This window comes from Streptosporangium sp. NBC_01639 (assembly GCF_045209755.1).
Lineage (GTDB): Bacteria > Actinomycetota > Actinomycetes > Streptosporangiales > Streptosporangiaceae > Streptosporangium.
The window spans coordinates 4,914,276-4,940,297 of record NZ_CP109272.1; the positions used below are offsets into that span (position 1 = coordinate 4,914,276).

Annotated in this window: 23 protein-coding genes; 16 read left to right on the forward strand and 7 right to left on the reverse strand. The window is 68.1% G+C overall.

Going from position 1 to position 26,022, the window contains the following annotated elements; all coding sequences use genetic code 11:
* Positions 1-44: 44 nt before the first annotated feature.
* Entirely contained in the window at positions 45-1,064 is a 1,020-nt protein-coding gene (locus OHA77_RS22455; RefSeq protein ID WP_326826314.1) for a LacI family DNA-binding transcriptional regulator, read from the forward strand.
* Positions 1,065-1,198: 134 nt separating this feature from the next.
* Here OHA77_RS22455 and OHA77_RS22460 read toward each other — a convergent pair whose 3' ends face one another.
* On the reverse strand, positions 1,199-2,458 hold the full coding sequence (locus OHA77_RS22460) for a hypothetical protein (protein WP_406311501.1): 1,260 nt from the start codon (positions 2,456-2,458) through the stop codon (positions 1,199-1,201).
* Between the two features lie 911 nt (positions 2,459-3,369).
* Here OHA77_RS22460 and OHA77_RS22465 point away from each other — a divergent pair.
* The 9 genes from OHA77_RS22465 (at position 3,370) to OHA77_RS22505 (ending at position 14,738) form a co-directional block, all read left to right on the forward strand.
* Entirely contained in the window at positions 3,370-4,800 is a 1,431-nt protein-coding gene (locus OHA77_RS22465) for a glycoside hydrolase family 43 protein (protein WP_326826312.1), read from the forward strand.
* Positions 4,801-4,871: 71 nt separating this feature from the next.
* Positions 4,872-8,123, forward strand: coding sequence for a discoidin domain-containing protein (locus OHA77_RS22470; protein ID WP_406311502.1), 3,252 nt, complete (start codon positions 4,872-4,874; stop codon positions 8,121-8,123).
* Between the two features lie 429 nt (positions 8,124-8,552).
* Positions 8,553-9,485 carry a transporter substrate-binding domain-containing protein gene (locus OHA77_RS22475; RefSeq protein ID WP_406311503.1) on the forward strand — a complete coding sequence of 311 codons (933 nt, stop codon included), beginning with the start codon at positions 8,553-8,555 and terminating at the stop codon, positions 9,483-9,485.
* A 13-nt stretch (positions 9,486-9,498) separates the two neighbouring features.
* The gene (locus tag OHA77_RS22480) at positions 9,499-10,401 is read left to right on the forward strand and encodes an amino acid ABC transporter permease (RefSeq protein WP_406311504.1); all 903 of its coding nucleotides are present in this window, start codon (positions 9,499-9,501) and stop codon (positions 10,399-10,401) included.
* Between the two features lie 11 nt (positions 10,402-10,412).
* On the forward strand, positions 10,413-11,162 hold the full coding sequence (locus OHA77_RS22485) for an amino acid ABC transporter ATP-binding protein (RefSeq protein WP_406311505.1): 750 nt from the start codon (positions 10,413-10,415) through the stop codon (positions 11,160-11,162).
* Positions 11,163-11,196: 34 nt separating this feature from the next.
* Positions 11,197-12,354: an aminotransferase class V-fold PLP-dependent enzyme gene (locus OHA77_RS22490; protein WP_406311506.1), complete on the forward strand. Its 1,158-nt coding sequence runs from the start codon at positions 11,197-11,199 to the stop codon at positions 12,352-12,354.
* A gap of 41 nt (positions 12,355-12,395) precedes the next feature.
* Positions 12,396-13,229, forward strand: coding sequence for an IclR family transcriptional regulator (locus OHA77_RS22495; RefSeq protein WP_406311507.1), 834 nt, complete (start codon positions 12,396-12,398; stop codon positions 13,227-13,229).
* Positions 13,226-14,422, forward strand: coding sequence for an amidohydrolase family protein (locus OHA77_RS22500; RefSeq protein ID WP_406311508.1), 1,197 nt, complete (start codon positions 13,226-13,228; stop codon positions 14,420-14,422). Before OHA77_RS22495 ends, OHA77_RS22500 begins: the two co-directional genes overlap by 4 nt.
* A gap of 67 nt (positions 14,423-14,489) precedes the next feature.
* Positions 14,490-14,738, forward strand: coding sequence for a cell division protein SepF (locus tag OHA77_RS22505; protein WP_406311509.1), 249 nt, complete (start codon positions 14,490-14,492; stop codon positions 14,736-14,738).
* A gap of 31 nt (positions 14,739-14,769) precedes the next feature.
* On the opposite strand, the gene OHA77_RS22510 is transcribed toward OHA77_RS22505, so the two are convergent.
* On the reverse strand, positions 14,770-15,204 hold the full coding sequence (locus tag OHA77_RS22510) for a VOC family protein (protein ID WP_406311510.1): 435 nt from the start codon (positions 15,202-15,204) through the stop codon (positions 14,770-14,772).
* Positions 15,205-15,374: 170 nt separating this feature from the next.
* Here OHA77_RS22510 and OHA77_RS22515 point away from each other — a divergent pair, with 170 nt between their 5' ends.
* A complete protein-coding gene (locus tag OHA77_RS22515; RefSeq protein WP_406311511.1) occupies positions 15,375-17,363 on the forward strand; it encodes a serine/threonine-protein kinase in 1,989 nt (662 codons plus the stop codon).
* 118 nt (positions 17,364-17,481) lie between these two features.
* Here OHA77_RS22515 and OHA77_RS22520 read toward each other — a convergent pair whose 3' ends face one another.
* From OHA77_RS22520 to OHA77_RS22530, 3 genes are all read right to left on the reverse strand, one after another.
* Positions 17,482-18,009: a hypothetical protein gene (locus OHA77_RS22520; RefSeq protein ID WP_406311512.1), complete on the reverse strand. Its 528-nt coding sequence runs from the start codon at positions 18,007-18,009 to the stop codon at positions 17,482-17,484.
* 155 nt (positions 18,010-18,164) lie between these two features.
* Positions 18,165-18,890 (reverse strand): LuxR C-terminal-related transcriptional regulator, encoded by a 726-nt coding sequence (locus OHA77_RS22525; RefSeq protein WP_326826297.1) that lies wholly within the window; start codon positions 18,888-18,890, stop codon positions 18,165-18,167.
* 255 nt (positions 18,891-19,145) lie between these two features.
* Positions 19,146-19,811, reverse strand: coding sequence for a DUF4097 family beta strand repeat-containing protein (locus tag OHA77_RS22530; RefSeq protein ID WP_326826296.1), 666 nt, complete (start codon positions 19,809-19,811; stop codon positions 19,146-19,148).
* 180 nt (positions 19,812-19,991) lie between these two features.
* On the opposite strand from OHA77_RS22530, the gene OHA77_RS22535 reads away from it, so the two are divergent.
* Positions 19,992-20,306 (forward strand): hypothetical protein, encoded by a 315-nt coding sequence (locus OHA77_RS22535; RefSeq protein WP_406311513.1) that lies wholly within the window; start codon positions 19,992-19,994, stop codon positions 20,304-20,306.
* Between the two features lie 469 nt (positions 20,307-20,775).
* Positions 20,776-21,171: a spore-associated protein A gene (locus tag OHA77_RS22540; RefSeq protein ID WP_406311514.1), complete on the forward strand. Its 396-nt coding sequence runs from the start codon at positions 20,776-20,778 to the stop codon at positions 21,169-21,171.
* A gap of 284 nt (positions 21,172-21,455) precedes the next feature.
* Here the strand turns inward: OHA77_RS22540 and OHA77_RS22545 are convergent, their stop codons facing one another.
* Positions 21,456-22,004 (reverse strand): GNAT family N-acetyltransferase, encoded by a 549-nt coding sequence (locus OHA77_RS22545; protein ID WP_406311515.1) that lies wholly within the window; start codon positions 22,002-22,004, stop codon positions 21,456-21,458.
* A gap of 3 nt (positions 22,005-22,007) precedes the next feature.
* Between OHA77_RS22545 and OHA77_RS22550 the strand changes: the two genes are divergently transcribed.
* Together OHA77_RS22550 and OHA77_RS22555 are read left to right on the forward strand one after the other, a co-directional pair.
* The gene (locus OHA77_RS22550; RefSeq protein ID WP_406311516.1) at positions 22,008-22,259 is read left to right on the forward strand and encodes a hypothetical protein; all 252 of its coding nucleotides are present in this window, start codon (positions 22,008-22,010) and stop codon (positions 22,257-22,259) included.
* A 204-nt stretch (positions 22,260-22,463) separates the two neighbouring features.
* Positions 22,464-23,768 (forward strand): ISAs1 family transposase, encoded by a 1,305-nt coding sequence (locus OHA77_RS22555; protein WP_406311517.1) that lies wholly within the window; start codon positions 22,464-22,466, stop codon positions 23,766-23,768.
* A 147-nt stretch (positions 23,769-23,915) separates the two neighbouring features.
* Here the strand turns inward: OHA77_RS22555 and OHA77_RS22560 are convergent, their stop codons facing one another.
* On the reverse strand, positions 23,916-24,626 hold the full coding sequence (locus OHA77_RS22560; RefSeq protein WP_406311518.1) for an alpha/beta fold hydrolase: 711 nt from the start codon (positions 24,624-24,626) through the stop codon (positions 23,916-23,918).
* A gap of 252 nt (positions 24,627-24,878) precedes the next feature.
* Between OHA77_RS22560 and OHA77_RS22565 the strand changes: the two genes are divergently transcribed.
* On the forward strand, positions 24,879-25,625 hold the full coding sequence (locus OHA77_RS22565; RefSeq protein WP_406311519.1) for an AraC family transcriptional regulator: 747 nt from the start codon (positions 24,879-24,881) through the stop codon (positions 25,623-25,625).
* The last annotated feature ends 397 nt before the right edge of the window (positions 25,626-26,022 follow it).

A 26,022-nucleotide genomic window follows, 5' to 3' on the forward strand; every position in this document is an offset into this window, starting at 1 on the left:
GTATAGCCTTAGATGAAACGGTCTAACGAAAAGGATTTCGGATTATGGTGGGCAGGCGGTCGCGTGCGGTGACCATCAACGACGTGGCCTCCCGCGCCGGGGTGTCGATCGCCACCGCTTCCAAGGCCCTGAACGGCAAGAACGACGTGCGGGCCGAGACCAGGCAGCGGGTGCTGAGGGCCGCCGAGGAGCTGGCCTTCCAGCCCAACGCCCTGGCCAGGGGCCTGCTGTCCGGCCAGACCCGCACGGTCGGGCTGCTGACCAGCGACAGCGTGGGCAGGTTCGGCATCCCCGTCCTGCTCGGCGCGGAGGACGCGTTCGGCGCGGGCAAGATGGCGGTCATGCTCTGCGACGCCAGAGGTGACGCGATCAGAGAGCAGCACTACGTCCGCACGCTGCTGTCCAGGCGGGTCGACGGGCTCATCGTGGTGGGTGAGAGCACCAACATCCGGCCCTCCATCAGCCGGGACCTGCCGATTCCGGTGGTCTACGCCTACGGTGCGTCGGACGATCCCGACGACGTCTCCTTCGTCCCCGACGACGTGGGCGGTGCGGAGCTCGCCGTACGGCATCTGGTGGCGATGGGCCGCCGCAGGATCGCCCATGTCACGGGCCCGGAGAACTACAAGGCCAGCCAGGACAGGGCCGAGGGCATGCGACTCGCGCTGGCGGAGGCGGGGCTCACCCAGGTGGGGGAGACGCTGCACGGGCCCTGGTCGCAGCGGTGGGGCAGGCACGCCGCGGAGATGCTGCTGATGGGCGAACCGGACGTCGACGCGGTGTTCTGCGGCAGTGACCAGATCGCCGCCGGATTCGTGGAGGCGGCCAGGGAGCGCGGGCGCCGGGTGCCCGACAGCGTCGCGGTGGTGGGCTACGACAACTGGGAGGTGCTCTCCACCGAGACGCGTCCGGCGCTGACCACTGTGGACATGAACCTGGAGGCGCTCGGCCGCACCGCGGCGCAGCACCTGTTCGCCGCCATCGACGGCCGGGCCACCCCGGGTGTGCACCGGACACCCTGCCGCCTGGTCATCCGTGACTCGACGGGTCCGAGTTCGATCTGACCGGCCCGCGGTGAGATCGCCTCAGGCGCTCGGGGGTTCGCGACGCGGGCGGACTCGCGCAGGGCGAGGCCGCCCGGCGCGGTGACCGGGCGCTTGCCGGCGGGCGCCCCCGATCGGCGGGGGCGCCCGCGGACTCAGTAGCCGTAGCGGTTCTTGAGGTGACGCCACCAGTCGCGCAGCATCCACGCGTCGAAATCGGTGATCTGGGTGGCGCTGCCCGCCTTCATCACGAAGCAGCAGACACCGGTGGGCGTCCAGTCGTAGAAGTCGTCGAGGCCGAAGCTGTGCCCTATCTCGTGGAGCAGGATATGGATGTTGTCGGCGTTGACGTTGCTCACGGCATACTCGCTGCCGACCCGCTGCCCCCAGTCGCCGCCCGCACCCCCGGCGAAGCCGGAGGTGAGCCAGAGCGACATGTCGTAGTGGTGGGCGATCCCGCCGGGGCAGTTCGGGTAGTTCCCGCTCTGGTTGAAGAACCGGCCGCACGCCGGCGCGCACTGCGGCGCGTTCTCGTTGATGTCGTTGACGTAGACGTCGACGGAGGTGTCGCTCCACTGCAGTGTGGAGCGGTCGCGCACCGCCCAGCCGACCACCTTCACCGGCACGCTCTGGTACGGCCAGCCGTTGTGGCCCGCCATGACATCCATCCACTTCTTGAACTGGCGGCTGAGCGCGGTCTGGATCTGGTCGCGCAGCGTGGCCGACACGGGAGCGCTCGAGTCCCAGCGCACGCAGTAGTTGATGCTCCCCCTGTTGGCCATGACCTGGTCCCAGGCATAGTTGCGGAAGCCGTACAGGTTGGGGTAGGTCGACTCGACGTGCTGCCACACCTCGTTCAGGGGGGTGACGAGGCCGGTCGGCGGGCTCCAGCCGGTCTGCGGCGAGCCCTGCCCCATCGCCTTGACCTCCAGCAGGCCGACGGAGCCCTGGCCGCTCTGCAGCAGGACGCGTATCCGGGTGGTGGTCACCGCGGAGAACGTGACCGTGTTGTAGGCGTTGAGCGCCCGCGGATAGCTACCGGGGATGTCCGCATAAGCGCTGCCGTTCCACTGCTGCAGCCGCCATGACGACGGCACCCGCACGCCGCCGCCGTCGTCGAAGAAGTAGACCTGTGCCGAGGTGAGCGTCTGCGCCTGGGGCCAGGTCAGCAGCGCCCACTGCTCTCCGGTGTTGGGCCAGGTGCCCCAGCGCGGGTTGGCGGTGTCGTTTGAGGTCGGCGGGTCGATGCCGTCGTTGATCGCGTTGACGCTCTCCCAGGAGGAGGTGTAGGAGGCGCTGGGGGTGGCCGATCGGGCCAGGTTGACGTCGGCGGCGGCGGCGGGCGTCGCGCCCGCGGGCGACATGATCAGGCTCAGGATCAGCGCGGGGACGGTGGTGATCCACCATCGTTTCATGATCGTACCTCCGTGGTCGTCGGTGCGGTGGACGGGGAACCGGGCGGGCGGTGGCCGCCACGACCGCACCGTGCCGGCCGTCGCGGAGCTCGGCTCGGTCCCTGGGCGCGTTCGGGCACCGGTTTCTCCTCGGGGTGGTGACCGGTCGGGGTGATGACCGGCTCCGCCGGGTCGCCCGTGTCAGGCATGGGCCTGGCCACGGCACCGCCGGCCGGCCCACGTGTTCGCGTCAGCCGAGTGACCCCGGGCCGCTCGCGCATGCCTGACGAAGCGGCGGCGCCTGGAAGTGCCGGTGAGGAGGTACGGCGTGCCACCCGCGACCAGGGGGATCGGGGCGGACGGGTGAGGGTGAGAGGGCGGAACGGTCTCGCCCGGGGTGGGGGTGAAGGAGCGGAACGGTCTCGCCGTGACGCTCCCGCCGGCTCCGAGCCGGTGCCGACTCAGGTCAGCGCTAAGGGTCCGGTCGGTGACAGCGCTATGTCACATGGTCAAGTGCCCCGAGTGTTGGCGCCGTGGTTCCGGCTGTCAAGACCCAATCCCGGAGGGGCGGCGTGTCTCCGCCGCGCGGAGCTGGTCCCGGCGTGGGCGGAGAGCATGCCGTACCGAAAAGCTTTTCGCAAAAATGTAAGTTTCATCCCGGCGCCTCTGATCGATTTCCGCAGAACGGAGTGGCGAGCCTGGGAGATGGCAAGTGAACAAGGACATCGGCTTGATTGACAGCCCCCCATATTGGGCTTACGTTTCCGAAAACCTTTCATACGACTTCGGCGCACTTCGGGGATGCGGAGGAAGTGAAGATGAAGAGCCGGTCACTCCGATGCCACGGCGGCAGCGTCGCGTCCGCCTGCCGGGCGGTAAATGTGAGCGTTAACAAAGGAAATCGCCAGGTCGGACAACGGTAGGAGCGCACCTTGAGACCACGATGGACGGCAGCCCTCGCAGGAGCACTCGTGCTCGTCCTCGCCACGGGACAACCCGCGCCCGCGGCGGTGCCGATCACCACCACGATCTACACGGCCGACCCGGCGGCGCTGGTCGTCGGCGACACCCTGTATCTCCACACCGGCCATGACGAGGCGCCCGCCGGAGGCACCAACTTCGTCATGCGCGACTGGCACGTCTTCACCTCGGCCGACGCGACGACCTTCACCGACCAGGGGGCGAAGCTGTCGATCTCCAACTTCTCCTGGGCGGGCGCCGACGCCTGGGCGGGCGAGGTGGAGCGGGGAGCCGACGGAAGGTACTACTGGTACGTGCCGGTCAACGGCAACGGCGCGGGCTGGATGGACATCGGGGTGGCCGTCGGCAACAGCCCGCTGGGACCGTTCACCGACGCCAAGGGCGGGCCGCTGGTCAGCGACAGCACGCCCAACTCCTCGCCGCTCAACATCGACCCGACCGTTTTCACCGACGACGACGGCCAGGTCTACCTGTACTGGGGCTCCTACTACGGGCTGCGCGCCGCCAAGCTCAACTCCAACATGACCTCGATCAACGGCTCGGTGACCACCCCGAGCGGCGTGACGAACTTCTGGGAGGCGCCCTGGATGTTCAAACGCAACGGCGTCTACTACCTGGCCTACGCCGCCAACGACTCCGGCTGCGCGGCACCGGGCTACGCGTGCATCCGTTACGCCACCGCGAGCAACCCGCTGGGGCCGTGGACCCACCGCGGGATCGTGCTGGACCAGGTCACCTCCACGACCAACCATCCGGCGATCATCGAGTTCAAGGGCCAGTGGTACATGGTCTACCACAACGCCGCCGCTCCCGGCGGGGGCAACTTCCGGCGTTCGGTGACGCTGGACAAGCTCTACTGGAACGCCGACGGCACCATGCAGAAGGTGATCCAGACCACCGGTCCCGGTGGTGGCGGCCAGCCGCCGACCGGCACCAACCTCGCCTCCGGCGCCACGGCCTCGACGTCCTTCGTCTCCTCGTGGGAGACCCTCGGCGCGATCAAGGACGGGTTCGTGCCCACCGGTTCGGCCGATCACAGCCACGGCGCCTACGGCAACTGGGACCACCAGGGCACCGAGTCGATCACCTACCAGTGGCCCACCGCACAGAGCGTCGACCGGGTCGCCACCTACTGGTTCGACGACAACCTGGGCATCGACCTGCCCGCCTCCTGCCAGGTCCAGTACTGGAACGGCAGCGCCTACGTGAACGTGCCGGGCCAGTCGGCCTGCGGCGTCGCGGGCAACACCTACAACGTCACCACGTTCACCCCGGTCAGCACCACCAGGCTACGGCTGAACATCACCTCGAAGCCCGGGTTCTCGACGGGCGTCCTGGAGTGGATGGCCTTCCAGTCGCCGGGCTCCGCATCGGCAGGCTGACGGGCCCCGACACGATCCGCCGCACCCCCCCTTTCCGTCTACGCCCCGGACCTCGATCGGATCACCCGCCCATGAGAAGAATCGTCATGGCCCTGCTGCTCGTAGCGGGGCTGCTCACCGCAGGCGCTCCGGCGCACGCCGCACAGACCATCGGATTCCCCACCTTCAACGGCCCCGCGATCCCGGCCCCGCCGGTCTCCTACACCTCCGGCAACATGATGCAGTCCATCTACGACGCCGAGAGCTCCGGCACCGATTTCTGGATGGACCGGCTGCTCGCCCGCTCCGGCGACGACCCGGCGGGCACCTGGCTGATGAGCCGCGGCCGGGCGCTCTTCATGAAGACGCACAACCCCGCCGTGCTCGGCTTCGGCGGCCAGGCCGCCTACTGGGAGAGCATCAACAACCAGAACGCCTACTCGGTGGCGATCACGCCGGGCACCTTCACCGAGCAGGTGAGTCAGCGGCGGCAGGTGCCCAGCCACTGGAAGAGCGTGCACACCAGCGGCTCGGTCACGGTGAACCAGACGAAGTTCATCACCGACAACAACGTCGCCGTCACCAACCTGTCGATCACGAACGGCGGCAGCGGCTCCACCACGCTGCAGCTGCGCGCGACCTCTCCCTACGCCACCTCCGGCAGCGGCAGTGAGCTGACCGGGCAGGTCAACGCGTACAACAACCTCACCACCCTCTACCCGCGGCTCACCGGTGACGGCTTCGCCGTCTCCAGCGGCGGGCTCAACAGATCGATCACGATCGCGGCCGGGGCGACGGTGACGGCCAAGGTGGTGATGGGCTTCGTCGCCAACGAGATCCCCGAGTCGCTGACGGAGTACAACGCCTACGCGGGCTACTCCAACGCGACCGCGTTCGCGACCCACGTCCGGGCGTACAACCTGTGGTGGGCGCAGAACGTGCCCTACATCGACGTACCCGAGCCGGCGATCAAGAAGAACGTCTACTACCGCTGGTGGCTGATGCGCTTCAACAACCTCGATGCCGACATCCCGGGGCAGACGTTCCAGTTCCCGACGTCGACCGAGGGTGTGCTGGGCTACAACAACGCCATCGCGCTCACCCAGCCCATGCACATCGACGACCTCAAGTATCTGCGCAACCCGATCTACGCCTACGGCGACTGGCTCAGCGTCGGCCAGACCTCGAAGAACGGCCGCTTCCTCGACAACCCCGGCGACCCGGAGAACTGGTCCAACAGCTACACGCAGTACATCGGTGAGGCGGCGTGGAAGAGTTACCAGATCCACGGCGGCCAGCCGGCGATCGCCGGCAACCTGGCCCGCTACGCCGAGCAGGACGTCAAGGGCCAGCTCGCCACCTACGACCACGACAACAACAAGCTCATCGAGTACGACTGGGGCGCCATGACCGGCAATGACGCCGACGCCGTCTCCTTCCACTGGAAGAGCGGCAATATGGACCGCGCCGAGGCGGCCTACCAGTACAGCGGTGCGCTGGCCGCCGCGCAGGCCTACGAGGCGATCGGCAACACGGCCAAGGCCACCGAGATGCGCACGCTGGCGACGCAGATCCAGAACGCCATCCTCAACGTGCTGTGGAACCCCAACCGGCAACTCTTCGAGCACCGGTTGAAGTCGACCAACGAGTGGGTGCCCTGGAAGGAGATCAACAACTACTATCCGTTCGCGGTCGGCGCCGTCCCCGACACCACGGCCTACAAGCAGGCGCTGCGCCTGTACGACAACCCGGCAGAGTATCCAATCTTCCCCTTCTACACGGCCAACCAGGTGGACAAAGCGGCCGCGGCGGCGGCGGGCAACCCGGGCTCGAACAACTTCTCCACCATCAACTCCACCGTGCAGTTCCGGCTGTACTCGTCGGTGCTGCGCAACTACGCCAACTCCTGGATGACCGCGACCGACTACAAGAAGCTGCTGTACTGGAACACCTGGGCGCAGTACGTGGGCGGCAACACCCAATGGCCGGACGCCAACGAGTTCTGGGCGGACTGGAACGGCTCGGCGATCACCTACCGCTCCTGGATCCACCACAACATCCTGGGCAGCAGCAACTGGACGGTGGTCGAGGACGTCGCCGGCCTGCGACCGCGCAACGACGCGAAGGTGGAGCTCTCGCCGATCAACATCGGCTGGACCCACTTCACCGTCAACAACCTGCGCTACCGCAACGCCGACCTGACCATCGTCTGGGACGACCCAGCCGACGGGGTCGTGCGCTACCCCGGCGTGCCGGAAGGCTACTCGATCTACATCAACGGCAGCCGGGCCGCCACGGTCGGCTCGCTGGTGCCCTTCACCTGGGACCCGGCCACCGGCAGCGTCACCACGAGCGGCACGGTCACCTACAACACGGCCGTCTCCGGTCTGCGCTCCCCCGGCCAGGTGGTGCAGAGCGGCACGCGGATGGTGGACATGCTCGCCAAGGCGGGCGTCGACCTGACGGCCGACCTGACCAACCTCGCCACCGGGGCCACCGCATCGGCCTCGTACACCGGATCCGGCAGCAGCGTCTCGGGCGCGGTGGACGGATTCTCCATCAACGAACCGTTCTGGGGAGCCGGCGGCTCCGCCAACAGCCAGGACTGGTACGAGCTGAACCTCGGCTCCGCCAAGACGCTCAACGAGGTCCGCCTCTACTTCAAAGACAGCCGCCCGGCCAGTGGCACCTACCGGGCGCCGTCCGCCTACGACATCCAGTACCACAACGGCAGCTCCTGGGTGAGCGTGCCCGGCCAGACCAAGAGTCCGGGAGCGCCCCGGGCCAACTACAACAAGGTGCAGTTCCCGGCGCTGAGCGCGCAGCGGGTGCGGGTGCTGGCCACCAACGCCTCCGGCGCCAAGACCGGACTCACCGAGATCAAGATTTACAACCGGGGCGGCGTCCAGCCCCCGAGCAACCTGGCCTCGTCCGCGACGCCGTCGGCGTCCTTCACCTCGGCGTGGGAGAGCGTCGCCGCGGTCAACGACGGGATCGATCCGCCGTCGTCCAACGACGGGGTGAACCCGCGCTGGGGCTGCTGGCCGGAGACCGGTCAGCAGTGGGTCGACCTGACCTGGTCCTCGGCGAAGTCGCTGAACAAGGCGGAGGTGTACTTCTTCGACGACGACCAGGGAATCGACATGCCCGCCTCGTGGAAGCTGCAGTACTGGAACGGCAGCGCCTACGTCGACGTGCCCGGCGCCGGCGCCTACACCCTGACGAAGAACCAGTACAACACCGTCAATTTCTCTGCCACGAGCACCACCCGGCTGAGGGTGCTGCTCACCGGCACCGGAACCAGTTCCGTCGGCCTCCTGGAGGTCAAGGCGTACGGGCCGTAGCGCCTCCGGCCGACCGTTGAAGGATCGTGGCCCGCAGCGCGGGCGTGCCGAGCACCGTGGTGTGCTGCACGCCACGGACTGCGGGCCACGATCCGGGTGCCGGGCGCGTCGGAGCGCTGTTCGCGACCACCGGTAATCGGTCACCCGGCTTCAAAGCCATCACGACGGCCTGCTCGCGCCGCTACGGCTGATGGCTCGTTCCGATCGGTCCGCTCGGCCTACGGGCCGATTGGTGTCCCGCGGGCCCCAATGCCCTTGCCGAGAATGCGCCGACTCGATAACGCCGCAGGTCATGCGTGCTTTGGCGGTGGCAGGGCAATTGCCCAACCCTTGGTCGTCCCTTGACCGGGCCGGCTTGGCTCCGTTAGCGTCTCTTTCTGCGATACGTTGTCTCTCTCAGAGAGACTGTCTTGAGGGATGTGAACGCCCGTGAAAAGGGTTCAGGTCATAGCGGCGACATTGGTGTCCGCAGCCGCGCTCGTCAGCTGTTCGACGCCCACCGACGCCCCTCAAGGCGATCAGGCGAAGACCGGCGGAGTGGACGTCGGACAGGTCGACGCGTTCCCCCAGATCCAGCCGGACCCGGAGGTCGAAGCCCTGCTCCCCGCCGGGATGAAGGCGTCGAAGAAGATCACAATCGTCGTCACCGCGGGCGCCCCGCCGACGTCCTTCATCTCGCCCGACGGAAAGACGAGCATGGGACTGAACGCCGACATCGGGCGAGCGCTCGCCCGAACCATGGGAGTCGAGCCCACACTCGTGTCCATCCCGCTCGACGGCATCATCCCCGGACTGCAGTCGAAGAAGTACGACATGGCACTGGCTTCCATGTCGCCGAGCCCGGAGCGGCTCCAGGTCCTCGACATGGTGGCCTTCACGAAGGGCGGCTCCGCGGTGGCCGTTCCCACGGGCAACCCGAAGGGCCTCAGCTCCAAGGCGCTCTGCGGTCTCCAGGTGGGTGTCGCCGTCGGGTCCTTCCAGGCCACCACCCGGCTGCCGAAGCTCAGCGAGGAGACGTGCACGGGCAACGGCAAACCGGCCATCAAGGCCGTGGAACTGCCGGATCAGAGCCAGGTGCTGCTGGCCATGTCGAGCGGCCGCGTCGACGCGGCCATGGCCGACGGCCCGGTGCTGGGTTACGCGCAGAAGACGCAGAACACCAAGTTCGAGGTGCTGCAGGACGAGTCCAGCCTGACCTCGACCGGCGGGATGGCCGTCGTCAAGGGCTCCGAGCTGACGCCGCTGCTGGTCAAGGCGATGGAGGTCCTCCACGGGCTTCCCGAGTACCAGAAGATCTATGAGAAGTGGGGGATGGCCGGCTACGCGCTCCCGGCCACCGAACTGGGCCGGCTCAAGGGCTGAGGTGACCGAACCCGTGAGCACCACCGCGGGGTCCCGGCAGCGGACCCGTCGCAATCCCAGAAAAAGTCCGTGGCGGTACGTCGCCATCGCCGTGATCCTCTTCCTGGTGGTGTCGCTGGCCGACGTGGCGTTGACCAACCCCAACTTCGGCTGGCCGGTCGTGGGGCAGTATCTCTTCAGCGCCGTCATCCTCAGAGGGCTCCTGCTGACGCTGGAGCTGACCGCGGTCGTCATGGTCGTCGGGTCCGTGCTGGGAGTCATCCTGGCGATCATGCGGACGTCCGCGAACGAGTTCGTGGCCCGGGGCGCGTGGGCCTACATCTGGTTCTTCCGCGGCACGCCCCTGCTGATCCAGGTCATCTTCTGGTTCAACATCGCGGCCCTCTTCCCGCAGATCGAGCTGGCCGTGCCGTTCGGCCCGACGCTGGTCGGCTTCGACGCCAACGCCCTCGTCACGCCATGGACCGCCGCGGTGCTGGCGCTGTCGCTGAACGAAGGCGCGTACATGGCCGAGATCGTGCGCGGTGGCCTGCTGGGGGTCGACCGCGGCCAGTACGAGGCGGCTCAGGCACTCGGCATGCGGCCGAGCAAGGTCTTCCGGATCATCATGCCGCAGGCCGTACGCACCATCATCCCGCCCACCGCCAACCAGTTGGTGACCACGTTCAAGAACACCGCGCTGGTCAGCGTCATCGGCCTGGCGGATCTCCTGCACAGCGCCCAGGTCGTCTACGCGCTGAACTACCAGACGATCCCGCTGCTCATCGTCGCCGCCTTCTGGTACCTCCTCCTGACCTCACTTCTCAGCTACTTCCAGGCACTTCTGGAACGCAGGTACTCGAAGGGCTACGCGCCGAGATCGCGCCCGGAGGCCAGGACCGAGACCGGCGACGCCGTCGCGCCGAAGGAGGCATAGTGGAGACTCCGATGATCGTCCTGAGTGGGATACACAAGCGGTTCGACTCCGTGCACGTCCTCAAGGGAGTCGACTACTCGGTGGCCAAGGGCTCGGTCAGCTGCCTCATCGGCCCGTCGGGCTCGGGGAAGTCCACCCTGCTCCGCTGCATCAACGGGCTGCAGCCCGCGGACGAGGGCGAGGTCTGGGTCGACGGCGAGCTGATCGGCCTGCGGATCGACGGAGACCATGTGATCCCGCTGCCGGAGAAGGAGATCGCCGACCAGCGGCGCCAGATCGGCATGGTCTTCCAGCGCTTCAACCTCTTCCCGCACATGACCGCCGTGGAGAACGTCATGTCCGGGCCGCTCCGCGTCAACCGCTCCCAGAAGGCGCAGACCCGCGAACTGGCCATGCAACTGCTGGACCGGGTGGGCCTGACCGAGCGCAGCGACCACTATCCCAACGAGCTGTCGGGCGGGCAGCAGCAACGCGTCGCCATCGCCCGGGCTCTGGCGATGAAGCCCAAGGTCATGCTCTTCGACGAGCCGACCTCGGCACTGGACCCCGAACTCGTGAACGAGGTGCTGTCGGTCATGCGCGACCTCGCCGCCGAGGGGATGACGATGATCGTCGTCACGCATGAGATGGGGTTCGCCCGCGACGTCGGTGATCACGTGTGCTTCATGGACGACGGCGTCATCGTCGAGGAAGGCCATCCGGACACCGTGCTCGCCAATCCGCAGACGGCGCGGGCACGAGACTTCCTGAAGCGAGGCTGACGAAACAGTGAACAACGGCATCGACGTCGCGCGTGTGCGCGATGAGACCCCGGGTTGCCGGAGCCTGATCCATCTGAACAACGCCGGCTGCGCCCTGCCTCCCGCGGCCGTCGTCGACACGACGGTGGACTACCTGCGGAACGAGGCGTCGCGGGGCGGATACGAGACCCAGAGGGACCGATCCGAACAGATCGCGGCGACCTACACCTCGCTCGCCTCCCTGATCGGCGCCAGGCCGTCGGAGATCGCGTTGGCCGACAACGCGACGCGTGCCTGGGACATGGTGTTCTACGGCATGCGGCTCACCCCCGGGGACCGGATCCTCACCTGCCGGTCGGAGTACGGAAGCAACGTCATCGCCTATCTGCAGCAGGCGAAGCGCCTCGGCCTCGACGTCAGCGTCGTCGACGACGATCCCAGCGGGCAGATCGACCTCGAACTGCTTGAGAAGAAGCTTGACGACGACCGCGTCAAGCTCGTGTCGATGACGCACATCCCGACCCAGGGCGGCCTGATCAATCCGGCGGCGGAGGTCGGCGCGCTGGCCGAGGCCGCCGGGGTGCCCTTCCTGCTGGACGCCTGCCAGTCCGTGGGGCAGTTGGACCTGGACGTCACCGAACTCAGGTGCGACGTGCTGACCGGCACCGGCCGCAAATACCTGCGGGGGCCGCGCGGAACGGGCTTCCTGTACGTGCGCGAGAACGCCATGGACGCATTCGAGCCGGCCGTACTGGACAACGGTTCCGCGGTGTGGACCTCACCCACCGAGTACGAGATGAGCCCTGACGCTCGCCGGTACGAGACGTGGGAGAAGAACTTCGCGGCGGTCGTCGGCCTGGGTGCCGCCGTGGACTACGCCCTGGACCTGGGGATGGACGCGATCGAGGCCCGCGTCCTCGCGCTGGGAGACCTGCTGCGCCGGACGCTCACCGATGTCGAGGGGGTGCGGATCCATGACCTCGGCCGGAGCCGGTGCGGGATCGTGTCGTTCACCGTCGAAGATTTCGCGCCCGATGACGTGAAGCGCGTCCTCGCCGGCAACGGGGTCAACGTGAGCGTCTCCAAGTCCACGTCCTCGCAGTGGGACCTGCCTTCACGGGGGCTGGCCAGTGTGGTCCGGGCATCGGCGCACTACTACAACACGGAGTCGGAGATCGAGCGCGTCGGCTCGCTGGTAGGCGGGCTCCGATGAACGAGCCCGAGAGCCCGCAGCAGTGATCGAGAATGGACGCGATGATCCTCGGAGTTGACTCGCGGTTGGAGGAAGACGTGACAGAGGAGCCCGTCAAGCCCGCATCGTTGCAGGGCGTGGACCGGGTGCTGACCGTGCTGGAGGCCTTCGTGGGGCAGGCCGAGTGGCGCGTCTCCGATCTGGCCAAGCACCTGGGCATGCACAAGGCGGTGACTCACCGGATCGTCCGGTCCCTTGAGGTGCGGCAGTTCCTGGAGCAGGCCGAAGCACGCGGTTCCTACTCTCTGGGCCCGGCCGCGGTGGCGCTCGGCCGGGCGGCCGGGCGGCGGGCACCGCGGACGGCCGCCCGGCGGCACCTGATCCGCCTGGCCGAGCAGACGGGCGAGGTCGTGCTCTTCTATTCGCTCCGAGGCCACCGCTACGTCTGTGTCGAGCGACTGGACATCAACGCGGAGACCGCGGTCACCGTGGAGATCGGTGACACCATCGGCCTGAACGCCGGGGCGGGGAAGACCCTGCTGGCGTTCCAGGACGAGCGCTTCCTCCAAGAGGTTCTCGCCGCGCCCCTGCCGCGCTACACCGACCGGACACCGACCGACCCGGAGGTCATCCGCGAGCTGCTCGCCAGGATCAGAACCGAGGGGGTCTGGGTCAGCGACGGGGAGATCACCCCGCACACGGTCGGTGTGTCGGCGCCGGTCTGGGACACCGAGGGATCGGTGAGGTACTGCGTCTGCGTGACGATGCGGGACCGGGCGGTGGACGAGCGGCGGCTGGCCAGCGTCTCCGCCGCCGTCCAGGACACCGCCACGGCCGTGTCACAGAGCTTGGGATACCGCGAAGGCGGCATCGACGGGGAACGGGAGACCACATGATGATCGCGTTCAGGGCGGCCACCGTGATCACGGACGTGCTCGCCGACAGTGCCGTCGCCGACGCGGTCGTCCTCGTCGAGGACGACCGGATCACTTGGGTCGGACCGGCCGCCGACGCGCCGCCCCACGAGCGGGCGACGGTCGTGGACCTCGGCGAGCGCGTCCTGTTCCCCGGGTTGATGGACGCGCACGTGCACCTGGCCTTCGACGCGGGAGCCGATCCGGTGGCGAGCATGCTCGCCAAGGACGAGCAGGCGCAACTGGACGGGATGCGGCTCTCGGCGCGGCAACTGGTGGAGAGCGGAGTGACCTTCGCCAGAGACCTCGGCGCACCGCGTGGGCTCTCCGTGCGGATTCGCGACGAGATCCGGAACGGGACGACACCGGGCCCGCGCCTGATGGTCGCCGGTCGGCCCCTGACCCGGCCGAACGGGCACTGCTGGTTCATGGGCAACGAGATCGACGGGCCCGAACAGGCCCGAGCCGCCGTGCGGGAGGAGATCGGAGCCGGGGCGGATCTCGTCAAGGTCATGGTGACCGGCGGGCGGATGACCCCGGGCACGGATCCGTTGCGGTTCGAGGTGTCCGAGGCGGCCCTGGCCGCGATCGTCGACGAGGCGCACCAGCTCGGAGCCACCGTCGCCGCACACGCCCTGTCGACGGTGGGCGTCCGGGCGGCGGCCGCCGCGGGGGTCGACTCGGTCGAGCATGCGACGTTCATCTCGGCTGAGGGCGGGGACGGCTATGACGAGGCCGTGGTCCGCGACCTGGTGAGCGCCGGGACCGCGGTCTGTCCGACGCTGGGGCTCGCCGGCGCGCACGCCCATCCCATCTCCCTCGACGTCAGGGGCGGCTGGGTCGCCCGGCTGCACGCCGCAGGGGTGCCGATCCTCGCCGGGACCGACTCGGGCATCCCCCGGCACCCGCACGTCGGCGGGGTCGTCGACGGGCTGCACGGCCTCGTCGCCTCGGGCCTGTCCGTACGGCAGGCGCTGGCGGCGGCCACCGAGGCCGGGATGCGGGCAGCCGGACTGACCGGGGCGGGTGCGATCAGAACCGGCTACCTGGCCGACCTGATCGCGGTCGACGCCGACCCGCGTGCCGGCGTCGACGCGCTGCTGGATCCCCCGCTCGTCGTCGCGGGCGGCCGTATCGTCAAGGACACCGTCGGCCGCGCCGGCGCCGTGCGGTGACACCGGCGCCGCGTCGTCAATACGGAAGACGGCTTGACGGCCGTCGTGGGAGGTGGAGACTGATGCAATGATCAAGACGCTGTGTCCCCGGGACTACAACGAGGCGCTCTACGTGGGGCATTTCTTCCGTACGGGCACCCCCGTGGTGATGGACCTCACCAAGCTGCCGGACAGCGAGGCCAAGCAGTTCGTGGACTTCGCCGCCGGCCTGGTGTTCGGCAGGGGCGGAGACATGGACCGCCTGTCGCCCAAGGTGTTCCTGCTGATGCCCCGCGGAATGGCCGAGCGGTCGTCGGTGGCCGACGAGGCGCAGTAGGCGGGTGGTCCTCGGGCCGAGGCGGCTCCTCTCAGGCCGAGACCGCGGCGACGCAGAACTCGTTGCCCTCGGGGTCGGCCATCATGATGTGGTGGCCGTCGAACTCCGCCAGGACGCTCCCGCCCGCCTCCACCAGCCGCTCGGACTCCGCCCTGATCCGCGCCCACCGCTCTTCGGGGCTCCCGTGCACCGGCACCCGGACGTCGATGTGAAGCCGGTTCTTCGCCGCCTTCGGCTCGGGGACCTTGAGGATGGAGAGCCGGGGGCCCACGCCGTCCGGATCGCAGAGCCAGGCCGCGTCGTCCACAGAGTCGTCCTCCGGCAGGTCGAACTGCGCGAACCACTCCGCGCGGGTTTTGAAGGGCGCGGGCGGCGGTTCGTCGATGTATCCCAGCGCCGTCTTCCAGAACTCGGCGAGGAGCCGCGCGTCCGTGCAGTCGAATGTCAGATCGATTCTTGACGTCATGGCGGGACTGTACGGCATGCCGACGACAGCCGGACGGGCCCTGCCCGCACGTCACCTTGAACGACCCAGGTCAAACGGCTTCCGTCCCGGCAGGGTGACGATTATCGTCATTTCTCTACTCGGGGACGGCCAGGGTTGTCTGCCGGCAAGGTCGTGGAAAGAGGTGCGCAATGCCGGATCCTGGCCCGCTGGCCGTAGGTGATCCCGAAGAGATCGGCGGCTATCGGCTGACCGGGGTGCTGGGCGAGGGCGGTCAAGGTGTGGTCTATCTCGGCCAGACACCGTCGGGACGCCGGGTGGCGGTCAAAGTGCTGCATGCCCGGATGGCGGCCGATCCCAAGATCCGGGAGCGGTTCCTGCGCGAGGCGGAGGTCACTCACCGGGTCGCGGCTTTCTGCACCGCCACGGTCTTCGACACCGGGATCATCGGTGACCGGCCCTACCTGGTCAGTGAGTACATCCCCGGGCCGTCCCTGCTGGGTCTGGTCACCGGCGACGGGCCGCGGGCCGGCAGCGGTCTGGACCGGCTCGCAGTCACCACCTTGACGGCACTGGCCGCGATCCACCGGGCCGGCATCATCCACCGGGACTTCAAACCCAGCAACGTGATCCTGGGTCCGGAAGGGCCCGTGGTCATCGATTTCGGCATCGCCCGGGTGCTCGACCGCACCACCACGCGATCAGCGCTGGTAGGCACTCCCGCCTACCTCGCGCCCGAACAGCTCAACGGGCACGAAGCCGACGCGGCGTCGGATGTGTTCGGCTGGGCCGCCACCATGGTGTACGCCGCCACCGGGCACCCGGCCTTCCCCGGCAGTATTCCGGCGGTGGTGATGAACGCCGTCTTGACCCGTAAGCCCAACCTCACCGGCGTGCCCGACCACCTGCGCCCGCTGCTGGCCGCCTGCCTGGTCAAAGAGCCCGGCGCCCGGCCTACGGTCGCCGACCTGCTCACCACCCTCACCCGCGAAGAGCCCGTCACCGGACACGAGAAGCAGGACCGCCCCGTCCCGCGTCGCGTGCGGGTGGCGGCCGTAGCGGCCGTTGTGGCGGTCAGCCTGATTTCCGCAGTCCTCTGGCTGGGGAAAGACGCCCTCGAAAGCCTTACCTCTGCTTCGCCGGCAGCCACCGGTCCGACCACGGGTAAGAATCCGGCGTCGCCTGTCCGGACCCCGAGCACCGTCCCCTTCGGCATGCCGGTCGGCAAGCCGTTCACCGGCCACACCACATCGGTCACCGCTGTGGCGGTGGCGCAGCTGGAGGGTCGGCCGGTCGTCGTCTCCGGCAGTAAGGACGAGACGGTACGGGTGTCGGATCTGGCCACCGGCGCCCCGGTCGGCAGGCCGTTCATCGGCCACGGCGACTGGATCTGGTCGGTGGCGGTGGCGCAGCTGGAGGGTCGGCCGGTCGTCGTCTCCGGCAGTAAGGACGAGACGGTACGAGTGTGGGACCTGGCCACCGGCACCCTGGTCGGCAGGCCGTTCACCGGCCACACCAACTCGGTCACCGCTGTGGCGGTGGCGCAGTTGGGGGGTCGGCCGGTGGTCGTCTCCGGCGGCGTCGACGAGACGGTGCGGGTGTCGGATCTGGCCACCGGCGCCCCGGTCGGCAAGCCGTTCACCGGTCATACCGACGCGGTGTTGTCGGTGGCGGTGGCGCAGTTGGGGGGTCGGCCGGTGGTCGTCTCCGGCGGGGACGACGAGACGGTGCGGGTGTCGGATCTGGCCACCGGCGCCCCGGTCGGCGAGTCGTTCACCGGTCATACCGACGCGGTGTTGTCGGTGGCGGTGGCGCAGTTGGGGGGTCGGCCGGTGGTCGTCTCCAGCAGCGAAGACGAGACGGTGCGGGTGTCGGATCTGGCCACCGGCAGCCCGGTCGGCGAGTCGTTCACCGGCCACACCGAACCGGTGAACTCGGTGGCGGTGGCGCAGTTGGCAGGCCGACCGGTGGTCGTCTCCGGTGGGGACGACGAGACGGTGCGGGTGTGGGACCTGGCCACCGGCGCCCTGGTCGGCAAGCCGTTCACCGACCACACCAACTGGGTTTGGTCGGTGGCGGTGGCGCAGCCGGGGGGCCGGCCGGTGGCCGTCTCCAGCAGCGAAGACGGAACGGTGCGCGTGTGGAGCCTCGGTCCGCCCTACCCGTCACCCAGCCCCTGACCGATCGGTTCCTCGAACACCCGCGCCCTCGACGATCCGGTGCGAGGAAGGCTCGTTGTTCGCATGGCGGGTCTGGTCGTGGTCGATGGCAACGCCGGGCGGTTCGCTCGCGGCCCGGCTAAGCCGTCCGAGCCGTCATGGCGCGCCAGCCGAAGGCGGCAGTACCGGCCAGGAGCACCACCCCGGACAGCACACCGCTGACGAACGGTACCCAGGCGACGGCGGCCGTCGACGCCAGCACAAGACCGGCGGCACCGAGCAGGGTGAGAACCACCCCGGGCACGGCGATGCTCCGGTCCTTCCAGATCGGCGCCAACGCGATGAAGTGCACACCGACTACGAACGCCACCCAGGCCACGTTGGTCTGCTCAGGACGCTCCCAGGCGGCGAGCACCCGGATTCCGCCGAAGAGCAGGATCGCCTCGGCGGCGACGACGATCAGGTAGCCACGGTTGAACATGTTCCGTCGGGGGCCTGCGGTGGGCCGCTCCTTCCGGGCTGTGGCGAACCACATGGCGACAACACTCGCGGCCCCCAGGCAGGCGGCCACCCGCAGGAAGTTCGCAGTCACGGTGTTCAGCGGGCTCTGCGCGTTGACGACGACGAAGACCGCGCCGAAGACCGCACCAACCAGTAATCCAGTCATTCGTTGCATGACGTCATTGAAGTCCGTGCCGGACTCCGTCCGCATGGGGGCTGGGGCGAGGACGAGGTCGGCCTGGCACTACCGCGCCGCTCAGCACAGACCTGGCATTGCCGCGCAGCACCGTGCAGAGCGGGCATGCCGCGGCAGGCCTGGCACTACCGCGCAGCTCCGCGCAGATAGGCGAGCACCGCCAGCACCCGCCGGTTGTCGTCCTGAGTCGCAGGTAGTTCGAGCTTGACGAACACGCCGGCCACGTGTTTACCGACGGCCGCCTCCGTGATCGACAGCGCGCGGGCGATGGCGCCGTTGGAGCGCCCCTCGGAGATCAGAGCAAGCACCTCGCGCTCGCGCGGGGTCAGCCGGTGCGTCGGCTCGGTGACCTCCCTGGCCTTGGTCCAGGTCTGCTCGAACAGGTCGATGAGAGCGGTGATCAGACTCTGCTGCCTGATCACCAGGGCGCCCGGCGAGTAGGCGACGGGGGTGATCCGGAGGAACGCCACCGCACGGTCGAAGACGAGCAGCTGCTGGATCGGCTCGTCCACGACCCGGTGGAGGTTGCCGGCGGCATGCAGTTCTCTGATCCGGGCCGCCTTACGAGAGTCGTCCAACACACTCGCGTGAACGATCGTGCGCATCGCCATGCCCCGCCGCAGCGCGTCGAGCACGCTGCGCCTGCTCTGCTGCTCCTGGCGGCCCTTCTCCGGTGAGCCCACCGGATGCATGGCGCGCAGCTCGCCCGCCGAGTGGGAGGCCTGCGCGATCTGCTGCCGGACGAGCTCGCTGTCCTCCAGCCGCTCGACATCGACGGGGATGCCGCGTAGCTCACCGACCACCTCTTCCAGTCGATGGGCAAGCTGGGCCAACGACACGCTCTCGTCCACACGCCTCCTTCGCCGACCGCGGCACCTTCCGCACCTGACGCGAGCTCTGCCAGCAGATTCCGACCAGTGCGATTCGCACAGTACTAGCCGGACGTCGTCCAAATTTTCGCGAGACGTTTGCCGGTTGCCTGAGAGGTGCTCCCAGGCCCTGCACATGGATCGCAGGCCCCTCAGGACGGACGGTCGCGTCGTCGGCGACGATCGACAGGATCTCGATCGCGGTGGACCCGGCCGACTGGTCCTGGTTCTGCTCCTTCAGAGGCTGCGGGCGGCGATGTCGCCGCGGGAGGTGGTGGCGCGGATGTCGAGCTCGGCGGTGCCATCGTTCTTGAGGGTGTTGCTGATACGGCCGTAGTCGGTGCCGGCGTCCAAGGCGGCCGAGACGCCGGCGGCGGCGGTGACCGAGATGTCGCCGGACTGGGTGCGGAGCACGACCGTGCCGCGCACGGCCTCAGTGATCCGGATGTCGCCCCTTGCGGTGCTGATCTCCGCGGGGCCGTTGAGCCGGCCGACCTCGACGTCGCCGTCGATCGCGGTGAGGCGGACGCTCGCGGCCTCGTCGATCTTGATCTGGCGGTACGCGCCTTCGAAGGCGACGTCACCGAGGCGGCCGACGCCGCGGAGCTCGGCGCTGGCGGCCTTGGCCTCGATGCGAGAGCCGGCGGGCAGCTGGACGGTGATCTCCAGGGAGCCGGAGGGGCCGAAGAGCTGGTTCTTGGGCTCGGGGGTGTGGATGCGCAGGACACCGTCGGCGTAGGCGACAGTGGTCTGCTCGGCGGTCTTGGTGTCGCGGCTCTTGGCGGGATTGGCGGGCCGGACCTCGACGGTGGTGTCGGCGCGGTCGGCGGCGATGAACTGGATGCGTCCGGCGGGGATGTCCAGGACGGCGGAGATCGGGGCGGGGGTGTCGAACTTCTGCATTGTGCTCTCCTGCGTTCGTGCGTTGTTTCTGATACCGGAAAAGCTACGTTGCTTTCCGAAATTCTTCAACAGGCATGTTGCGCAGAATGGACATATATGCAGGTAGATGCCATAAAACTGTTGCAACGGCTTCAAGGATAACGCAACGCGAGATGCTCTGATCATTGCAATGAATAGGAGATGAACGCTATGGTGGGGGATCAGGAGCCGCTACGAGGGATCACCGAGGAGATCGCGATGCCGGGGGGCAGACTCACCCGGCAGGACCGTCAGCAGATCGCGCTGGGACTGGCCGACAGCCTTCCCTATGCCGAGATCGCCCGACGCATCGGCCCCCACACCATCGCCGCCACCCGCCTGGAGAACGTCGCCCGCTTCCTCGACTTCATCGGCGAAAGCATCACCCGCGCCGCCGAACAGGCCCGCGAAGTCCTCCATGCCAAACTCGAAACACCCTCGAACGACGCCGCCCAACCAAGTCCAGACCACGGATAGACAGCCGTCTCGATCGTCACAGCCACGAGACGAAGCCGGCCGTGTCGTCTTTCACCTGGGCCGCTCTTGTGGATCGCCCGCACCCCGGCCAGGTGACAGCCCGGCTGATTCCTTCCATCTGCACCACTGGGCCGCGGCCACCGTGCCCGCGTCCTGGGCAGGCTTCTCGTGCTGCTGGAGCTCGCACGGGACAGACCTTTTGCCCTGATAGAGCGGTAGATGGCAATCAGGTGTTAGGTGGCCTTGACGATTACCTAACAGATATGTATAACTTGCATGCAAGTGATCAACTACGGCGACCCGGAGACCATGGGACTCGACGGTCTCCGTCACGGGTCCGGCCTGCCCGGTCGTCTTCTGTCAGGGCGCCACCGCAAGGGTGCGCGCACCACGACGTCTGCCGACCGGCGGGTTGCGCGGCCGTAGATGATCGCGCTTCACCGAACGACCACTCCTCAGGAGATTTTCTGTGCGCAGATTGAAGCAGGGAGCCGCGCTCGCAGTCGCCACCGTGGCCGCGCTCGCCGGAACCCTCGCCACCGGCAGCCCGGCGATGGCGGCGTCGTCGCCGATCGGGGCCTGCGGCGGCGGCTCCTACCACGAGATCGACCGGCACGACCTGGGCAAGGCCACCGTCTACCTGCTGTACAACGGCACCACCAACTGCGTGGTCACCTGGAAGGACAGCCGCAACAGCACCTTCGTCAACGCCGTGATCAGGACCACGGGGAACTGGATCGAGGACCCGGGTAACTTCTCGACTTACGCCGGCCCGGTGAAGCTCTCCGCCAAGGGGAAGTGCATCCAGTGGGGCGGCGACTACGGCAGCACGCAGTACACCTCGCCCCTTGAGCACTGCGGCTGATCAAGGCTCCTGGTCCCGCGCGGGTCCGTCCGGGTCTGGTCTCCTGCGGGATGGCCTGGCCCGGGCGGGAACCGGCCGGTTTTGACGAGCGCATCCGCTCCCCGCGGATCGGCGCGCTTCGAAGTTCTTCACATTGAACATGGCGTGGGCGGGGAGTCGCACTCAGGCTGGAGTTGTCCCAGGGCAACTCCAGTCATGGCGGGTGCTCCGACGGATCCAAGCCCATCCGGGCGGTTTACGATCCGGAGGCGCTTACGAGACGGCGATCAGAGGGCTCGAATCGATCACCTGTCTGAACATGCGGGTTCGTCGTGCCAGTCCGGGGGCGTGACCGTCCCGGAAAGCCAGTCGCGCCGAAGGATCGCGTAGCCGATCGAGTCGTAGCGGGTGCCGTCTGGGGCCGGCCATGCTTCCCGATAGTGCGACTCCTTCGCATAGCCGCTCTTGCGGAAGATCGCCCGCATCGCGTGGTTGTCCTGGCGAGTCGTGCCCTCGATCCTCGAGATGCCGGGCAACTCGGTGAACAGGTAGCCGGTCAGCCATGCCACCGCCTTCGTGCCGATGCCCCGCTCCCGCCAGGCCTGCCGTATCCGCAGGTCGAACAGGGGCGTGTCGTCGTTGAGATCCTGTAGTTTGACCAGCCCCGCGCGCTCGCCGTCTACGAGCACCCAGAACGTGCTGGTCTCCTCGTTGTCATAAAGGCCTTCGACGGCCCGGCGCCTGACCGTCTCCCGGTCCTGCGCCCCCACGTGGTACGGCCATTCCTCTTCGGTCAGGAAATTGACGAGCGGTTCCACGTCGGGGAGTGAGAATCTCAAAAACTCGATGTGCATTCCTTGATCGTTTCCATCGGCTGTGCACCGGTCAAACGATTTTCCCTCGCGCTGTGGCTCTATAACAACGATCTCTGGCCCCTGAATACCGCCCTCAGTTGGCAGAGCGTCATCGGCTACACGGTGCTTTTTGGCTGGATCGGCGGCCTCGGCGCGGTTCTCGCTGAGCACAAACGCCGTAATGCGGTGCTCGAACCGGCAGGCCGAACGGCATCCGGCTCGACAGGTCTTGCCGCAACCGACGAAACCCCATAAGTGTCCCGATGCCAAGCCGAGGGTCCGCTACACCCCTACTCGGCCTCCAGGGCCCCGGCAAGTTGATGTTTTGAACGGATTCGTTCGTATTCGTCCAGCGGCGTAAGTAGGGGCGGGTAAGGAAATACCAAGCCCGCAACGACGGAAAGGCACGGCTCCCGAAGATCAGAGGTGTCTAAAGCCGCCTGATCGAATGAGGAAACCGTGCCTGTCGCGCCATCATCGCTGATCAACGCTGTCGGCTGCGAGCAAGTTGGGCAAACGGATACCGATTCTTCCGCCCGGCTGAAGCTCACCGACCGGTTCGCCCTGATTTCCGACCCACGCTCAGCGCGAGGGCGACGCCACTCGCTGGCCTCGATCCTGGCGATCGTGGCATGTGCCACCGTGGCGGTGGGCGGCGACTGCCTGACCGCGATCGAACAGTGGGCCGACAACGCCCCCCAGCAGGTCCTGGCCGACCTGCACATCTGGCGCGATCCATTCACCGGCCTGCACCAGCCGCCCAGCGAACGCACCATCCGCCGCGTCCTGGCCGGCTTGGACGGTGACGAACTCGACGCCTGCCTGGCAACCTTCCTCGGCCAGCCGCCCACCGTCGAACCGCACGAGCGCGCCCCAGCACCGGTGAGCCGGCGCACCGAGCGCGAAGCCCGCCGCGCCGCTCGCCGATCTCCCGCGCAGACGCCGGGCCTATTGCCGGCCTACGCCGTCGACGGCAAGCGCCTCAAAGGTGCCCACCACCCCGGCGGCGGCCGCGTTCACTTGATCAGCCTGGCCGCCCACCTCGACGCCACCGTCCACGCACAACGCCAGATCCCCGCCAAAAGCAGCGAGATCAGCGCCCTGGACGCGCTGCTGCGTCAGGCCACCGACACCGAACTGACCGGCGCTGTCATCACCGCCGACGCCCTGCACACCCAGCGCGCCTCCGCACGACTGCTGATCGACGACCATCACGCGCACTACGTCATGATCGTCAAAGCCAATCAGCCCACTCTGCGCGCCGCCGCCATCACCGCACTGACCGGCCCCGACGCCAACTTCATTACCGTCACCCACCGCGAGTTCGACCGCGGACACGGCCGCACCGAGCACCGCATCCTTCGCACAGCCCCGGCCGGCGACATCGATTTCCCCCATGCCGCTCAGGTCTTTCGCATCCTGCGCCATCGAGGTGGCCTGGACGGCATACGTCACAGCAAGGAAGTCTGCTACGGCATCACCGATCTGACTCCGCGGCAGGCCGGACCGGCCCAGCTCGCCGCCTACGTCCGCGGCCACTGGAAGGCCATCGAAAACGGCGTCCATCACGTCCGCGACGTCACCTTCGCCGAGGACGCCTGCCAAGCGCGGACCGCCACCTTGCCCCGCGCCTTGGCTGCTTTCCGCAACCTCGCCACCGGCACCCTACGCCGAGCGGGCCATGTCAATATCGCCCATGCCCGCCGCGATTACGGCTACGACCACCAGCGCGTCCTTGACCTGTTCAACCTCGGACCGAAGTGATCACACCGACCAAATCACAAACTTGCCGGGGCCCTGACTCGGCCTCCCGATCTCGGCCACGCACGCGGAGTAAGTGCCCCCGGGACGCCATGGCCCCGGACGACGGCATGAACGATCGGGGGCCGGATGAACCGGGCTTGTGTGGCCTCAACGGCAAGCCTGTCGTCTGTGCGTCGACGCATCCGCGATGTATTCGCCGAGCAGTAGTGCAGCGACGGCCTCCGGGGCCTCATGCATTGCGTCGTGGCCGGTTGGGAGGTCATGGACCCGCCATTCGGGGTCGGCCTGGAGTCGGGTGCGCAGTTCGGCGAACGGCGTCCGGTCTTCCCATCCCGAGCAGTAGACGAACTCCCGACGGGGGACCGGGGCGAGCGTGCTGGTGAGCCGGATCGTCTGCACGAACGAGGCGAGGGGATGGGGGCGGCGGCGGGGATCGCCGCCGTCCGGCGGTCGGACGGCATAGCCGGTGGTCGCAGCGCCGGCGGCGAACGCTTCCCGGTAACGCTCGGTCGTTGACGACCAGCACGACTCGCCATCGCGCGGTACGTAGGCGTCGAGATGCACCAGTCGTGAGATCCGGCCGCCGGCGCGATCGGCGGCGGCGGCGATCACCATCCCGCCGTAGCTGTGGCCGACCAGCGTCGCGCTGGTGATGTGAGCGCGATCGAGAAGCCGCAACACGTCGTCGGCGTGTGTGTCGAGGTTGGCGGTCGCGACCGTCGCGTTGTCGTCGTCCGGCCGCAGACCGGTCAGGGTCAGAGCGTGCACGGCATGACCGGCACGCTCCAGCAGCGGAACCACCGCCTCGAACGCCCAGGAGCCGTGCCAACCGCCGGGCACGAGGACGAACGTCGCCATGCGTTTCTCCTTCTCTCTCAAGCCGCGGCATCGAGGCACGCTGCCCCGATGACAGGTGGTCCGGTCGGGCACTCTGCGCGACTGAAGACCGCTTCGCATGGAGAAAGTGTCGCCAGATCAGGGCGTGGCGTGCTACCGATAGGATGCCAATCGATGCCTGTTCGCCGCCAACCTCCCCTGATCGCCGGTGTGACGTCACATATCTGGCCCACTGGCGGGCGCCACCTGTGGCCATCCGGCGAAGCAAGCACGGTGCAGTCGCACACACGGGGACACCTCGTATACGCAGCCAGCGGCGTCCTGGCAGTGCACACCGAGCGCGGCACGTCGATCGTTCCCGCCAACCGGGTCGCCTGGACCCCCGCCGGGTTCACGCACTACCACCGCGCCCACGGCGACACCGATATGCGGATCGTCTTTCTCGCGCCATCCCTCGCCCGGCTCATACCAGACCATCCCGCCGTGTTCCTGGCCTCCGGCCTCGCCCGCGAAGTCCTGCTCGCCCTGACCGGCTCCCGCAACCACGACGACACCGCGCCTGATTACAGCCGCTCCGCGCGCTCTCGCCTCCTTCGCGTCCTCGTCGATGAACTCCGCGAAGCACACGAACAGCCACTGCACCTGCCGGAGCCACGGGACGACCGGCTGCAAGCCATTGCCCGGATGCTGTACGAGACGCCGGCGGACAACGCCACGCTGGCCGAACTCGGGAAGACGATCGGAGCCGGCACCCGCACCCTCAGCCGGCTGTTCCGCAACGAACTCGGCATGACCTTCTATGAGTGGCGCACGCAGCTACGCATCTACCACGCGCTCGTGCTCCTCGCCGACGGCCACGACACCACCCGAACCGCCTACGCCTGCGGATGGGCCAACCCCAGCAGCTTCATCGCAGCGTTCACCGACATCATCGGAACCACCCCGGGCCGCTACCGAACCAGTCGCCAGACCACCGCCCGCGCATCTCGGCTCCCGACCGTGGTCAAGCCCTCGGAGTGATTCGTACTCGTACCCCGGGCCGACGCGGTCCGCGATCGGGCCGGAGACGACCCCCGGGTGCCTCGCGATTCCCGCACGACTGCAGCGGCCGCATCAACCATCGGCTCGACCACGCGACAAGCCAGGACCGCACGATCAGGCTCAGAGCGTTGCCCACGCTGACCGAACCGAGGCTCGTCGAGCCCGCCGATCAGCCGGCAACGTCTTACGTTCCTGCTCGCGAGTGACAAGGCGCCTGGGACTCGAATCGCCCCGATCTTGTACGGCGGCCGATCACGACCGGGGAGATGGGACTCGCAGGAGAACGGCACCCCTCGGGTTCAAGCCGCAGGGGTCAGGGGCTCTCACCTGTACGAACGGATATTTCGCACAGACGAGACGGCCAATGAGAACAAAT